Raw genomic sequence first — 13,901 nt, 5'->3', positions numbered from 1 at the left:
GCCGTGGCGGGGCCACGAGTGCTGCACGGTGCCAGCGGGACTGCTGGTCCTGGGCGTGGCCATGCAGCGGGTGCCGCATGGCGCTGACACGGGGGGTGCTGGTCGCAGGCCGTGGCGGGGCCACGAGTGCTGCACGGTGCCAGCGGGACTGGTGGACCAGGCACGGCGATGCAGCCGATGCCGCATGGCGCTGACGCGAAAGGCGCTGGTCCCGGGCCGTGTGGCGTTGAAGATGCCACACGGCGCTGACGCGGGGGCTGCTGGTCCCGGCGACCCTGACGGCGGAGATGGAAGCAGGGCTGCGGCTCATGGCCGCCATGGCGGCGGCGATGGAGTGGGCGTCCCGCCGGGTCCGGCTGCCCTTCGGCGGATTGGGCATTCAGCCGGTGGGGGTGCCGAACCACTGGGGAATCCGGGTGAGCAGGTCCGTCTGGTCTTCGCCGGTCCACGCTACGTGGCCGTCCGGTCGCAGCAGTGCCGCGGGTACGTCCAGTTCCTCGCTGGTGTCGATGACGTGGTCGATCCGATCCGCCCAGCCGGCGACCGAAAGCCGGCCGGTCTGGTCGAGGAGCAGGCCGCGGCCGTTGTGCATCAGTTCGTAGAGGCGGCCGCGCTTCAGCTGGATGTCCCGCAGGCGTCGGCCGAGCAGTTGGTGGCCCTCGCCGAAGTCGTACCGTACTCCGATCGCGGTGATCTTCTCGATGAGGAAGCGGTTCACCTCCTCGAAGTCCATCAATTGCGAAAGCAGCCGGCGTACTGACTGGGAACCTGGTTCGAGGGACAGCAGTTCCATCTGCGCGCGGGTGTTGTTCAGCACGTCGGCGCCGACCGGGTGGCGTTCGGTGTGGTAGGTGTCCAGCAGCCCTTCCGGCGCCCACCCGACGATCTCGGCGGCCAGTTTCCAGCCGAGGTTGAAGGCGTCCTGGATACCGAGGTTGAGCCCCTGCCCGCCGGTCGGCGGATGGATGTGCGCGGCGTCACCGGCCAGTAGCACCCGGCCGGTCCGGTAGCGCTCGGCCTGCCGGGTGGCGTCGCCGAAGCGGGAGAGCCAGCGCGGTGAGTGCACGCCGAAGTCGGTGCCCGCGCAGGCCTGCAGTTGTTGCTTGAACTCCTCCAAGGTCGGCGCGATCGCACGGTCCTCGGCCACCCCCGCGGCGGGCGCGCCGATTCGGTACACCCCGCCCCCGAGGGGAATGGCTCCGAACCGCAGTTGTGTCTTACGAACTTCCGCGACGACGGCGGCGATCGTCCCCGGATCCTCGGTCGCCTCCATCTCGCCCAGCAGCGTCTCGACTTTGGTCGGCTCACCGGGGAAGCCGACCCCGAGCAGCTTGCGTACCGTACTGCGCCCGCCGTCACAGCCGACGAGGTAGCGCGAGCGCATCTGTGTGCCGTCGGCCAGGTCGACGGTCACCCCGTCCTGGTTCTGGCTCAGCCCGACCAGTTCGCGGCCACGCCGGATATCGGTACCGAGCTCGACTGCGCGCTCGGCCAGCAGACGCTCGGTGACGGGCTGCGGGATACCGAGGACGTAGGGATGCGCGGTGTCCATCCGTTCGGGCGCGGGCTTGTCGATGCCGGCGAAGAAGCCGCCGAGCGGGTGCTGCTTGCCGTGCGCGAGAAACCGCTCCAGCAGACCGCGCTGGTCCATCACCTCGATACTGCGCACGTGCAGCCCGAGCGAACGAACATACTTGGGCGGCTCCGCGTCCTTCTCCAGCACGAGCGCATCCACGCCACGCAGCCGCAACTCCCCGGCCAGCATCAAGCCAGCCGGCCCGCCACCAGCGATGATCACGTCAATCACGAAGACCCCCATCCAACGAAGTCGCTTCAGCCAGCCGCCCGCACAGTCCGGCAGCGCGCACCCGCACCTCCGCGCCAAGTTCCCGCGCCCACACCGCGAGACCCACCATCGGTTTCGACGCTCAGCGATGCTCACCGTCGAAACCCAGCACACGCACGGACAAATCGCTGATTTCCGCAGGCTCTGGCTCCGGTCGGAGATTCTGCAACAAGCCCCCGGTCTTGCGGCAAGCCCCCCACCGCGCTATACGTTGAAAGTGGCAGGGAGCACAGACCTCCCTGCTTCTTTCGTTCGGCGTGGACGACCGCCCTCCTCACAACGCGCCGACACGCCACCTACGGCGGCTCCCCGCCCACCACGCCGGCCTCCGGCGGCTACCCGCCACCCCACGTCGGGTTCCGGCAGCACGCCGCCACCACACCGCGTACCGGTGGAACGCCGATCCCGGAGATCCAGGAAGATGCCTCCAGGGCCACCAACGGAAATGAATGCGCCGACTGATCTTGTGGCTGGCGCGACGAGCGGCACCACCTGGGTCAGCCGCGCCGAAAGGAACGAGACCTGGCATCTGGCCCCATCCTGATAGTCGCTCGCTGGGGGCCTGACTGACTGATCCAGTCACTCCTTGGCACCGACCCGGCGCGAACTGGCCACCTGCGTCAACGGCACCGAATAGCGCGAGAAGCGGCTGCCTCGGGTCATTCTGGCGGGCGCCTTCGTAGCCCCCTGACGGACAGAACCAGTCACTCTTGGCGCCGGTACGGCGCGAACTGGGTACCTGCGTTAACGGCGCCGGACGACGGCGAGAAGCGGTTGTCTCGGGTCGTTCTGTTGGGCGCTCTTAACCCTCCGAGGACGGGGTGCCGGTGGCGCCGGTCCAGCGCAGATCCGGCAGGTTGACGACGATCGCCTCCTGCGTGGTACGCGCGATGACGACCACGGCCTCCTCGTCGGGGTCGGGGTTCTCCTCGCGGTGCGGTACCCAGGGCGGAACGTAGATGTAGTCGCCGGGACCAGCCTGCAGCACGATCTCGCGTGGTTCCCCGTCCCCGCTCTCATCGAGGAAGACGAACCGCGGATGACCGCTGACCACGTAAATCCCGGTCTCGGAGCGACCATGATGGTGATCGGCGGAGGCGGTGGCGGGCGCGACATGAGTCTGCCCCATCCACAGGTTCTCCGACCCGACCGTACGCCCGGAGACCGCCTCCAGCCGCCGCATGCCGTGCGTCTGCGCCGTCTGCCCCGACAGCGACCCACTCCGCACCTGATGCAGGATGCGATGAAACCCGTCTTCCGAGATCTTCACCTGCGGCCCCCTTCGACGACGATCGAGAATCGAGCAGGCTGCGACCGATAACGCCGGATCTTCCTTACCCTATCGTCGGCTTCTGACGTCCCCCACACCACACCCACGCGCCCGAGGAACACCCCACATGCACATCTATCTGGAAACACAGCGCCTCACGCTGCGCCGTTTCACCCCCGACGACGAGGACGCCCTCGTCGAACTGGACAGCGACCCAGCCGTGATGCGCTTCCTCACCGGCGGCCTCCCCACTCCCCGCGAGGAGATCCGCGACGACATCCTCCCGGCCTGGCTCGACTACTACACCGACGGCGACCGATTCGGCTTCTGGGCCGCACTCGAGAAACCCACCGGCCGCTTCATCGGCTGGTTCCACTTCCGCCCAGACGAGAACCACGACCCCGAGAACATCGAACTCGGCTACCGCCTGCGAGCCTCCTCCTGGGGCAAGGGCTACGCCACCGAAGGCTCCCACGCCTTGATCCACAAAGGTTTCACCGAACTAGAAGTAGACCGCGTCTACGCCGAGACCATGGCGGTCAACCTCGCCTCCCGCCGCGTAATGGAGAAATGCGGCCTCACTCTCGTACGCACCTTCCACCAAGACTGGCCGTACCAGATCGAAGGCTCCGAACACGGCGACGTCGAATACGCCCTAACCAAAGCCACCTGGACCACCAACCGCGCCTGAAGGTCGGGCGCCGGAGAGCGCCAGGCGTCATCGCGGACGACCGCGTCCAGCACGCATATCTCGTCGTCGGGGGCCGGCGGAGGGTTCACGTCTGGTTGTCCCCCCGAGCGCGCTGGAGGAGCCGGTTCAGGTCGGCGTGCCGTACGGGAGTGGGGGTGATGCCAGCGTCGGCGAGGGCGGCTTCGGTTTCGCCTGGGTCGCGGCCTTCGAGGCCGGCCAGGACGCCGATGCCGAGCCGGCCGTCGCGATAGGCGGTCGTCGCCCGTTCCACAATGCAGCGGGGAGGCCGCCGGGTTCGGCTGATCTCCTGTTCACGTTCGTACGAGCGGCCCCAGCCGTAGCGGCGCGCGAGTTGGGCGCCGGTCAAGCCGCGCATGGATTCGCTCTCGTCTCGGGTGAGGAGACCCATGCGTTCCAGTTGGATGAGGATGACCATGAGGCTGACGCCGAAATGGTGGGCGAGCAGGGCGGTGGAACGCTCGTCCGGACGGGTGTCGGCGCCGAGCCAGGCCCGGATCCCGCGCTGGGGAGCGAGCAGGTGGCGGGCGAAGGAATCGCAACGCTTCTCCGCGGCGGTTCGCTTGCCGTCGACGGTGTCGCAGTGCCCGCCGTCGCCGGACAGCAGGTGGCCCAGTTCGTGGGCGAGGGTGAAGCGCTGCCGTTCGCTGACGCTGCCCGAGCCGACCGCGATCAGGGTGACGTCGCGGGCGGGATCAGTCAGGGTGAGGCCGTCGATTCCGCTGGGAAAGTCCAGAGCGGCGGTGTCGGCGCCGGTCAGCCACTCGGCGGCCTCGGCCGGATCCGCCAGGGGGGCGCCGCCCAGGTCCAGCGTTCGCCGCGCGACGTTCGCCATCGCGCGGCCCTGTTCCTCGGCGGGCATTCCCGGGTCGTCCGATGCCGGGTTCGCGACGAGCCGGACCGTCCTGCTGAGCCGCTTTCCCACCAGGCGGTCGAGCCGGTCGTCGAGTATCAGAATGCCGATGGCTTGTTGCAGGGCGGCTTCCCACAGGTCCGCCGTGCCCTCGGCCATTCGGGCGGCCATTCGGGCGGCCATTCGGGCGGCCATTCGGGCGGCCATTCGGGCGGCCATTCGGGCCGCGACGCGGACACGGTCGCGCACGCGGCTGCCGGTGGTCAGATCGCTGAGCTGAATCTGCAGGACGGCGGCGATGCGGTCGAGTTCGGCGACGGCCAGGCGGGGCCGGGTGCCGAGTTCGATACGAGCCAGGGTCGGCTGGGACAACCCTGCCGCCCGAGCGAGCTCGCGCTGATTCAAGCCCGCCGCTTCCCGCGCCTGCCGCACTCGGCCGCCTGGCTTCGACCCCTTCCGATTGGGCGAGAAACATCAGAACGATGAAAGCCGGGCCGGTAGCGCAGGTGACACCACTCGCCACGACCAGTGCCAAGAGCGGCTCGTCAGGAGCGTCAGCCGACTAGCGTCTCGGCGCTGCCACTCCGTCCGACCGAACTTTCCGCTACCGGCGTCAGGGGCGATTGCGGGGTTGGGGGGTGCGGGTTAGGGCGGTGTAGCGGGTGGTCAGGTCGCGTTCGGCTTTTTCGGTGAGGGTGCCGAGGAGGCGGAGGCGGGCGAGGCCGCCGTCGGGGTAGATGTCGAGGCGGGCGTGGGTGATTTTGCGGGTGCTGTCGAGGCGGAAGCGGTGGGGGGTGTCGGGCTGGAGGCGGGTTTTGGGGAGGAGGGGGAACCACTTGGCGGTGGGCGGGGGGAGTTCGGCGCGGGAGTCGGTGGCGCTGATGGAGGCCCAGCCGGGGGCATTGAAGAGCAGGTTGGTGGTGTCGAGTTCGGCGATGGCGACGCGGCCGGGGGCGGGGAGGCGGACGATGAGCCAGTCGTTGCCGCCGTCGCGGCGGCGGGCGGTCTCCCAGCCTTCAGACTGGTTGCGGGAGAGGCCGGGGGCGATGACGTTGGTGGGCGTGGAGTAGAAGTCGTTGGAGCAGGCGACGACGGAGGCGCCGTTCTGGAGGGCGGCGAGGTCGACGGTGAGACCGGTGAGGAAGCGCGGGTCGGGGACGACTTCGCCGTGGACGCGGAGGCGGGCCACGCCGCCGTCGGGGAAGATGTTGAGGCGGACGTGCGTGAAGCGGCGGGGATTGCTGACTTCCAGTTCGTGTACGGCGTCGCCGTCCAGCGGAGTCTTCGGGACGATCTCCACCCAGTCGGTCAGCTCGACGGGCGCCAGGTGGCCCTCGGCCGCGCAGGCCTCCACTGAGGCGTACGGCGGGTAGTTGCCCTTGAACCAGGCGGTGTCGATCACGACTCCCCTGATCACGCCGGGCAGGCCGAGACGGATGATCGCCCAGTCGTAGCCGGGGGCGCGGCGGCGGCGGGTCTCCCAGCCGTCGTAGACCTGGCCTTTGGGCCCGAATGTGTGGGTACGGAAGGCAGGCGACCCCGGACGGATCAACGCCTCCCGCTCGGCGAAGGACTCGTCATTGGCGGCGATGACGGCACCCCCATGGGTCCGCAACGCCAAATCCGGAAATTTCGTGAAATCAGCCACAGCTACCTCCAAGCGTATTCAGCCCCACCAAACCGGACACCGTCCCCAGCGGTACATGGCCTGGCGAACCCACATCCCACAAGCCCACGACACGTGCTCGCACGCCCGCCACACCCGCCCGGCTGCATCTGGCCGACCCACGCCTGATGAACCCACGCCTGATGAACCCACGCCGAACCGGCCCGCACTCACCCGAACCACGCCTCGCGAACGGACAGCCGGCGAACTCACGGCCGGAACGTCCGGATTTGTCGCCTGTCACGGACATCGCGTTGACGCGTTGAACACGCCGCAATGTCCCTCGCGCGGATTGGCCGAGATCGCCCTCGTTTGCGTGATCATGTCCAGAGGTACTGGTCACGGGCGGGCGGCCGAGGATCTGAGGAACGTGCCGTGCGGAGTGTCCTGGATGGGGGTGCCGCGTAGCCAGGTGGTGTGGACGACGCCGGTCAGGGTGCGGCCGTCGTACGGCGTGATGGGGTTTTTGTGGTGAAGGTCGGTGGCGGTGACGGTGAAGTCGGCGGTGGGGTCGAAGGCGACCAGGTCGGCGTCGGAGCCGATGGCGATTCTGCCCTTGTGGGAGAGGCCGACGAGGTCGGCGGGGCCGGAGGCCATCCAGGTGGCGACGTCGGGGAGGGTGTGGCCGCGCCGGCGGGCCTCGGTCCAGATGACGGGGAGGCCGAGTTGCAGGGAGGCGATGCCGCCCCAGGCGGAGCTGTAGTCGTGGGCGGCCAGGCCCTTGAGGTCGGCGGGGCAGGGGCTGTGGTCGGAGACGATGCCCATGAGGGTGCCGGTGGCGAGGCCGTACCAGAGGGCGTCGCGGTTGGCGGACTCCCTGATCGGCGGGCAGCACTTGAAGGCCGGGCTGGTGACCTCTTCGGCGGTGAGCGTGAGGTAGTGGGGGCAGGTCTCGGCGGTGACGCGGATGCCGGACTCCTGGGCTCGGCGGAGCGGCTCGACGCAGGAACCGGCGGAGATGTGCACGATGTGGGCGCGGCCACCGGTCAGCGCGGCGGCGTCGATGACCCGCTCGACCGCCCTGAGCTCCGCATCCTGCGTACGCGAATCAAGAAATTCCGGATATGTCGGGCCAATGGGGTCGGTGAGGGTGGCCGGGTCTTCCGCGTGGACGATCAGCAGGCCGTCGATGGCCGCCAACCGGCGCATGACCTCGATGAGCTGATCGGAGTCGAGGGCGGGGAACTCGTCCACTCCCGAGGGGGAAAGGAAGCATTTGACCCCGAAGACCCCGGCGTCGAAGAGCGGCTCGAGGTCGTCGATGTTCGCGGGAACGGCCCCGCCCCAGAAGCCGACGTCCACGTGGCACTGCCCCAGAGCGGCCTTCTTCTTGATCTCCAGCGCGGACACCGTGGTCGTCGGCGGCAGCGAATTGAGCGGCATGTCCACGATCGTGGTCACTCCCCCGGCCGCCGCCGCCCGGGTCGCCGACGCGAACCCCTCCCAGTGCGTACGCCCCGGCTCGTTCACGTGCACGTGCGTGTCCACCAATCCGGGCAGCAAGGCCACCTCGCCCAGATCGACGCTCTCCCGCGCGTCCAGCGTCTCGCCGTAGTCGAAAACCCCCGCGACCCGCCCATCCCGTACGGCTACCGCCAGCGCCCGCTCCCCGCCCTCGGCCACCGTCCGCCGCGACCGTACGACCAGGTCGAACTCACTCACCGACGTCCCCCAGCCTGGTAGCCGCTATCCGTACGGCGAGACGCTCCAGCAGCGCGCCCGCCTCGGTCATGCACACCTGGACGTCGGATTCGAGATCCGTCAGCGCGTACGCCTCGTCGATGCCGGCCTTGCGCAGTTCCTCGTCGCCGATGGTGCGCCGGCCGCAGACGGCGACGACGGGGACGCCGTGCCGGGCGGCGGCGTTGGCGACCCCGATGGGCGCCTTGCCGCGCAGGGACTGCTCGTCCAGCGAACCCTCCCCGGTGATCACCAGCCGGGCCCCCTGGACATGCCGGTCGAAGTCGAGCAGATCGAGCAGGTACTCGATGCCCGGCCGGATCTCCGCGTGCAGGAAGGCGAGCGCCGCGAACCCGACGCCGCCGGCGGCTCCCGCCCCGGGCTGCCCGGCCACGCCCATGCTACGCACGACCCCGTCGTGTTCCACGGACCCGGCGAGCCCGTGCGTGTGCGCGGCGACGGCCGCCAGCCTGGCCAGACCCGCCTCCAGCGTCTTCACCTGGTCCGGGTCCGCGCCCTTCTGCGGCCCGTAGACGGCGGCCGCCCCGTACGGCCCGAGGAGCGGGTTGTCCACATCGCTGGCGACCACGAACTCCAGCCCGGCGACGGCGTCACTCGCATGCCGATGCCCGTCCCCATGACCATGCCCATGTCCCGAAATTTCGCGAATCCCCGCCATAAATTCTGAAATGTCGATTTGGGCTAGGTCGCGGAGCGCCCCGCCCCCCGAGGGGAGTTCGTTGCCCGAAGCGTCCAGGAATCGGGCGCCGAGTGCCTGCGCCAGTCCGGCTCCGCCGTCCGTGCACGCGCTCCCCCCGAGCCCGAGCACGATCCGCCGCGCGCCGCCCCGGACCGCGTCCGCGATCAGCTCTCCCGTCCCGTAACTCGTCGCCGTCAGCGCCGCCAGTCCCCCGGACAGCCGGCGCAGCCCCGACGCCTCGGCCATCTCGACGACCGCCGTCTCCCCCCGCACCGCGTACGAGGCCAGGACCCGCTCCCCCGTCGGCCCGGTGACCTCGACGGACACCCGCTCGAACCCGCACGCCACGACGGCGTCCACGGTCCCGTCGCCCCCGTCCGCGACCGGCAGCGACACCGCCGGCACCCCCAGCCCGGCGGCGAGGTGCTCCGCCACCTCCGGCGCGGTCAGCGACCCCTTGAACTTGTCCGGCGCGATGACGACGTGATCTCTCATGACGGCGACCTCAGACTCGGCGGCTGGTGATCCCCCATCATCCCGCCCCCACCGGGAAAGCCCTCACCCAGCCCACCGCGGCGGCCCCGCCGCCGGCGGCCCCGCTCTCGCGGTGACCGCGAACCTCTGCGGGGTTCACGGCACGTGAGGTTCGAGGTCGCTCGGCACGATCGAGCCGGTGAACGTTCACGGACACGGCGCTGCCGGCCCTGCCGCCGTCAGCGCGCCGTCGCCCCATCCGGCCATCCACCGTCCCGCCGGCCACGATCAGCTTCGCCGCAATCGCCGATGCGCCATCGCCCCGCCCTCGGCGGCGGCCTGGTCGGTCACGGTGCGCAGTTCCCCGTCCTCGACCACGGTCCGCCCCCCGACGATCAGCCGCGCCAGCGGCGGGGTCTGCCCGTAGGCGAAGGCGACCACCGGATCGTCGATCGCCGAGTAGAAGCCGTCCACCCGCCACAGCGCGATGTCGGCGAGTTTGCCCGGTTCCAGCGAGCCGATCTCCGCCTCGCGCCCGAGGCAGCGGGCGCCGCCCATGGTGGCCATCTCCAGCGCCTGCCGCGCGGTCAGCGCGTCCGGCCCGTACCGGGCGCGCTGGAGCAGCATGGCCATCCGGATCTCCCCGGCCAGCGGGGTCATCTCGCTGGAGGCCGCGCCGTCCACGCCGAGGCCGACGGGCGCGCCCGCCCGCAGCAGCTCGCTGACCCGCGCGATGCCCGCGCCGAGCCGCCCGTTGGACGAGGGGCAGTGCGCGGTCCCCGTCCCCGTGTCCGCGAAGCGGCGGATGTCCGTGTCGGTGAGGTGCACGCAGTGGGCCAGCCACACGTCCGGCCCGAGCCAGCCGAGCGACTCCAGGTACTCCACGGGCAGCATGCCGAACTGCTCCCGGCAGTGCTCGTCCTCGTCGAGCGTCTCCGCGCCGTGCGTGTGCAGCCGTACCCCGAGTGAGCGGGCGAGGGCGGCCGACTCGGTCATCAGGCGTCCGCTCACCGAGAACGGCGAGCAGGGCGCGACCGCGATCCGCAGCATCGACCCGAACGACGGATCATGATATTTCCGGACGGCGGCTTCGGTCTCGGCCAGGATCTCGTCGCCGGACTCGACGACCTCGTCCGGCGGCAGCCCGCCCTGGGACTGCCCGCGGTCCATCGACCCCCGCCCGGGGTGGAACCGCAGCCCGACCTCCCGGGCCGCCTGGATCTCCGCGTCGAACAGGTCGCCGCGCCCCTTCGGGAAGATGTAGTGGTGGTCGGACGCGGTCGTACAGCCCGACTTGGCCAGCCAGCCGAGCGCCGCGGTCGCCGCGCCGTGCACGACCTCGGCGTCCATCCGCGCCCACAGCCGGTAGCTCGCGGTCAGCCACTCGAACAGCGTGCCGTCCGGCGTCACTCCCTGGGACGCCCACTGGTACAGGTGGTGGTGCGTGTTGACCAGCCCGGGCGTCGCCAGGCAGCCACGCCCGTCGATCCGCTCCCCCTCGCCCTCGTACGCCCCTGGGCCCACCGCCACGATCCGGTCCCCGTCGAAGGCGAGGTGCCCGGACGGGATCTCGGGCCCGGCGACCGTGGCCACGTACACGTTCTCGATGACGATCACGAGGCGGCCTTCCTGGCGGCGGCCAGCCGTACGGCGTCGAGGATCTTCTCGTAGCCCGTGCACCGGCACAGGTTCCCCGCCAGGGCCTCGCGGATCTCGGCGTCCTCGGGGATTCCCGGGCTGGACGCGATCAGGGAGTGGGCCTGGACGATCAGTCCCGGTGTGCAGAAGCCGCACTGCACGGCCCCGCACTCCACGAAGGCCTGCTGGACCTCGTCGAGGGTCTCCCCCTCGGCCAGCCCTTCGACGGTGACCACCGAGCGGCCTTCCGCCTGGCCGACGGCGACCAGGCAGGCGCACACCGGAACGTCGTCCAGGTAGACCGTGCAGGAACCGCATTCGCCCTGTTCGCAGGCGTTCTTCGCGCCGGGCAGGCCGAGCCGCTCGCGCAGCGCGTACAGCAGGCTCTCGCCTTCCCAGACGTCGTCGGCGGACATCTTCTCGCCGTTGACGGTCAAGTTCACCCGCATCAGATCGCCCTCCCGTAGTCCCGCCAGGCCCAGCCGAGGGTGCGCCGCGCCATGACGGCCAGCGCGTGCACCCGGTAGTCGCGGGTGCCGCGCACGTCGTCGATCGGCGCGGCGGCCCGCGCGACCAGTTCGCCGAAGCGCCGTGCCGTGTCCTCGGAGACGGGCGCGCGCCCGTCCCAGTCCAGCTCCCCGGCCAGAAACTCCTCGGCCTCGGGCGCGCGGCGCGGGGTCGGCGCGGCCGAGCCGATGCCGGTGCCGACCGCCCGCCGGGACGGGTGCAGGGCGAGCGAGAACGAGCAGACCGCGATGACCATCGCGTTCCGCGTGCCGATCTTGGAGAAGTACTGGGGTCCGTCCGCCGGGGGCACCCGTACGGCGCGGATCAGCTCGTCGGGTTCGAGGGCGTTCCGCTTGACGCCCGTGTAGAACTCGCCGATCGGGATCATCCGTACGCCCCGGACCGACGCGGCCTCGACGACGGCGCCGGTGGCCAGCAGCGGCGGATGGCTGTCCCCCGCCGGGGAGGCCGCCCCCAGGTTCCCGGCGACCGTGCCCCGGTTGCGGATCTGCGGCGAGCCGACCGTCCTGGACGCCTGGGCCAGGCCCGGCAGCCGATCGCCGAGTTCCTCGATGAGCCGGGTGTAGCTGACCCCGGCGCCGACGCGCAGCCGGCCGTCGTCGCCGACGGACCAGTCGCGCAGTTCGGCGACCGGGTTGAGGTCGAGCAGGGCGGCCGGGCGGCCCTTGTCCAGGTTGATCTCGACCATGACGTCGGTGCCGCCCTGGATGGGCGTGGCCTCGGGGCGTTCGGCCTTGAGGGCCAGCGCCTCGGCCCAGGTGGCGGGTCTCAGGAAGTCCATCGTCACTCCCAGGCCGGTCCGGCGCCGGGCGCGCCCTCGCGCAGCACCGTGCCCTCGATCAGCCCGTACGGACGGTCGGCCGCGAAGAACACCTCGCCGTCGTTGTCCAGCCCGAACGGGGACAGGTCCACCAGGAAGTGGTGCTTGTTCGGCAGCGCCAGCCGGACTTCCACGATCTCGGGGCAGTCGGTGAGGACGCGGGAGCCCATCGCGTACAGGGTCTGCTGGAGGGAGAGGCTGTAGGTGTCGGCGAAGGCGGTCAGCAGCGCCTCACGCGCCTTCTCGTAGGACTTGTCCCAGTCGGAGACGCCCGCGTGCCGCCACGTCGCGGTCACGGCGGTGGCCAGGACGCGGTCCCTGGTCTCGTTGAGCGTCGTGTACTCGTCCCGGACGAAACCCCAGAACTCGGAGTCGGTGGTGTTGAGCAGGACCAGGTCCTTCAGGCCGGACACCACCCAGGACCGCTCGCCGTCGTAGTGCACGACGCAGGTGCGGGTCTCGCGGCCGTTGCGGGCGAAGGAGTGGCCGCCGCGGCGGTCCCAGCCGTACTCGTCGATGGCCACCCTGGCCCGGTGGATGGTGGGCTGGGAGTCGACGAAGTGGCGGGCCAGCAGCAGCGCGAAGTCCTCGGCCGCGCCGATGCCGTGTTTCTTGGCGAAGGCGAAGACGGTGTTCTTCTGCGTGTCGGTGGCCAGCACGGCCGCGTTGTCGCCGGACAGGTGCACGTCGGCCATGTCGCCGGAGAGCGCCGTGCTGACGTTGAGGTCCTTGATGTGGTGGGCGTCGCCGTGCTTGGTGACGCGGACCACCCTGGTCTCGGCCTTGCCGTACCGGTTCGGGCCCAGGACGAACAAAACTAACTCCCCCGATATGTCGAGTAGCCGAAGGGGCTCAGCAGCAGCGGGACGTGGTGGTGGGCGCCGGCGTCGCCGACGGTGAAGACGATGCTGACCTCGGGGAAGAAGGCGTCCTCGCCGAGGTAGCCGGCCGTGTCGAAGACCAGCCGGTAGGTGGCCGCGTCCAGCTTGCCGGTCCACTCCCGGCCGAGCGGCGACCACTCCCTGATCCGCCCGTCCTTGTCCGTACGGCCTTCGGCCAGCGGCACGAACCCGTGCGCCGCCCGGCAGGACAGCCGGACGAACACGTCCGCGGCGGGACAGCCGCGCGCGGTGTCGAGCACGTGCGTCGAGAGTGTCATCGGCCCTCCCACAGCTTGGCCAGCCGGAGCTTGACGATCTTGCCCAGCTCGTCCCTGACGATCTTCCGTTCCACCTCGGGGTCGTTGGCCAGGCGGGCCAGCAGCAGGTCCAGCATCTCCCCGGCGGGACGGCCGGTCGCGCAGATCAGGTACACATGCCCGAACCGCCGCTCGTACGCCTCGTTGCCCTGGCGGAGCGCCTCCAGCAGGGCGGGGTCGGCGTGAGCCGTACCGGACTGCTCGGCGCGGGACCACGACGACTCCCGGTCCGAACCGGCGGCGCGGTCCCCGATCCGGGGGTGGGCGGCCAGCGCCTCCAGGACGTCGTCCCAGCCCAGCCCGGCCAGCGCCGACTCCCCCGCCGCCGTCAGCTCACCAAGCGTCGGGTACGGCGCGAGCGCCTCCACCGCGTCCGCCCACCGGGTGGACGCGCAGCAGGCGAGCAGGTCGGGACGGCCGGGTTCGCGCATGTGAGCAAGTAGACACCCGACCGGCGGCCGGTGCCAGGAACCGGAACTCCGATCCTGCGTGCCTGTCACCTGGCCGGTTTTGTAGCTT

Annotated in this window: 13 protein-coding genes; 1 reads left to right on the top strand and 12 read right to left on the bottom strand. The window is 70.6% G+C overall.

Features of this window, described 5'->3' with window-relative positions; genetic code table 11:
- Positions 1–379: 379 nt before the first annotated feature.
- Both rox and Aph01nite_RS06885 read right to left on the bottom strand, forming a co-directional pair.
- On the bottom strand, positions 380–1,807 hold the full coding sequence (gene rox / locus Aph01nite_RS06890; protein WP_204039912.1) for a rifampin monooxygenase: 1,428 nt from the start codon (positions 1,805–1,807) through the stop codon (positions 380–382).
- Between the two features lie 841 nt (positions 1,808–2,648).
- A complete protein-coding gene (locus Aph01nite_RS06885; protein WP_239161445.1) occupies positions 2,649–3,116 on the bottom strand; it encodes a cupin domain-containing protein in 468 nt (155 codons plus the stop codon).
- 127 nt (positions 3,117–3,243) lie between these two features.
- On the opposite strand from Aph01nite_RS06885, the gene Aph01nite_RS06880 reads away from it, so the two are divergent.
- A complete protein-coding gene (locus Aph01nite_RS06880; protein ID WP_204039911.1) occupies positions 3,244–3,807 on the top strand; it encodes a GNAT family N-acetyltransferase in 564 nt (187 codons plus the stop codon).
- An 85-nt stretch (positions 3,808–3,892) separates the two neighbouring features.
- Here the strand turns inward: Aph01nite_RS06880 and Aph01nite_RS06875 are convergent, their stop codons facing one another.
- From Aph01nite_RS06875 to uraD, 10 genes are all read right to left on the bottom strand, one after another.
- Positions 3,893–5,110 carry a helix-turn-helix domain-containing protein gene (locus Aph01nite_RS06875; protein ID WP_239161444.1) on the bottom strand — a complete coding sequence of 406 codons (1,218 nt, stop codon included), beginning with the start codon at positions 5,108–5,110 and terminating at the stop codon, positions 3,893–3,895.
- Between the two features lie 181 nt (positions 5,111–5,291).
- The gene (gene alc / locus Aph01nite_RS06870) at positions 5,292–6,326 is read right to left on the bottom strand and encodes an allantoicase (RefSeq protein ID WP_204039909.1); all 1,035 of its coding nucleotides are present in this window, start codon (positions 6,324–6,326) and stop codon (positions 5,292–5,294) included.
- Between the two features lie 357 nt (positions 6,327–6,683).
- On the bottom strand, positions 6,684–8,006 hold the full coding sequence (gene allB, locus Aph01nite_RS06865) for an allantoinase AllB (protein ID WP_204039908.1): 1,323 nt from the start codon (positions 8,004–8,006) through the stop codon (positions 6,684–6,686).
- Complete coding sequence (locus Aph01nite_RS06860) at positions 7,999–9,219, bottom strand: glycerate kinase (protein ID WP_204039907.1); 1,221 nt, start codon at positions 9,217–9,219, stop codon at positions 7,999–8,001. Before Aph01nite_RS06860 ends, allB begins: the two co-directional genes overlap by 8 nt.
- 267 nt (positions 9,220–9,486) lie before the next feature.
- Positions 9,487–10,815 carry an 8-oxoguanine deaminase gene (locus Aph01nite_RS06855; RefSeq protein WP_239161443.1) on the bottom strand — a complete coding sequence of 443 codons (1,329 nt, stop codon included), beginning with the start codon at positions 10,813–10,815 and terminating at the stop codon, positions 9,487–9,489.
- The gene (locus Aph01nite_RS41170) at positions 10,812–11,285 is read right to left on the bottom strand and encodes a (2Fe-2S)-binding protein (RefSeq protein ID WP_239161442.1); all 474 of its coding nucleotides are present in this window, start codon (positions 11,283–11,285) and stop codon (positions 10,812–10,814) included. Before Aph01nite_RS41170 ends, Aph01nite_RS06855 begins: the two co-directional genes overlap by 4 nt.
- On the bottom strand, positions 11,285–12,145 hold the full coding sequence (locus Aph01nite_RS06850; RefSeq protein ID WP_204039905.1) for an FAD binding domain-containing protein: 861 nt from the start codon (positions 12,143–12,145) through the stop codon (positions 11,285–11,287). The genes Aph01nite_RS41170 and Aph01nite_RS06850 overlap by 1 nt, the downstream gene beginning before the upstream one ends.
- A gap of 2 nt (positions 12,146–12,147) precedes the next feature.
- The gene (gene pucL / locus Aph01nite_RS06845) at positions 12,148–12,999 is read right to left on the bottom strand and encodes a factor-independent urate hydroxylase (protein ID WP_239161441.1); all 852 of its coding nucleotides are present in this window, start codon (positions 12,997–12,999) and stop codon (positions 12,148–12,150) included.
- Positions 13,000–13,001: 2 nt separating this feature from the next.
- Positions 13,002–13,343 carry a hydroxyisourate hydrolase gene (uraH, locus tag Aph01nite_RS06840; RefSeq protein WP_204039904.1) on the bottom strand — a complete coding sequence of 114 codons (342 nt, stop codon included), beginning with the start codon at positions 13,341–13,343 and terminating at the stop codon, positions 13,002–13,004.
- Positions 13,340–13,813, bottom strand: coding sequence for a 2-oxo-4-hydroxy-4-carboxy-5-ureidoimidazoline decarboxylase (gene uraD, locus Aph01nite_RS06835; protein ID WP_204039903.1), 474 nt, complete (start codon positions 13,811–13,813; stop codon positions 13,340–13,342). Before uraD ends, uraH begins: the two co-directional genes overlap by 4 nt.
- Positions 13,814–13,901: the final 88 nt, after the last annotated feature.

This window comes from Acrocarpospora phusangensis, assembly GCF_016862995.1.
GTDB classification, from domain to species: Bacteria; Actinomycetota; Actinomycetes; order Streptosporangiales; family Streptosporangiaceae; genus Acrocarpospora; species Acrocarpospora phusangensis.
Note: the sequence above shows the minus strand (reverse complement) of the source record. Positions and strands in the feature narration are given on the sequence as shown.

What these genes read in the sequence shown, in the direction of transcription:
- uraD (WP_204039903.1), bottom strand. Translation starts at nt 13,813, where the DNA reads ATGCGCGAACCCGGCCGTCCCGACCTGCTCGCCTGCTGCGCGTCCACC.
- Aph01nite_RS06860 (WP_204039907.1), bottom strand. Translation starts at nt 9,219, where the DNA reads ATGAGAGATCACGTCGTCATCGCGCCGGACAAGTTCAAGGGGTCGCTG.
- Aph01nite_RS06880 (WP_204039911.1), top strand. Translation starts at nt 3,244, where the DNA reads ATGCACATCTATCTGGAAACACAGCGCCTCACGCTGCGCCGTTTCACC.
- Aph01nite_RS06850 (WP_204039905.1), bottom strand. Translation starts at nt 12,145, where the DNA reads ATGGACTTCCTGAGACCCGCCACCTGGGCCGAGGCGCTGGCCCTCAAG.
- Aph01nite_RS41170 (WP_239161442.1), bottom strand. Translation starts at nt 11,285, where the DNA reads ATGCGGGTGAACTTGACCGTCAACGGCGAGAAGATGTCCGCCGACGAC.
- uraH (WP_204039904.1), bottom strand. Translation starts at nt 13,343, where the DNA reads ATGACACTCTCGACGCACGTGCTCGACACCGCGCGCGGCTGTCCCGCC.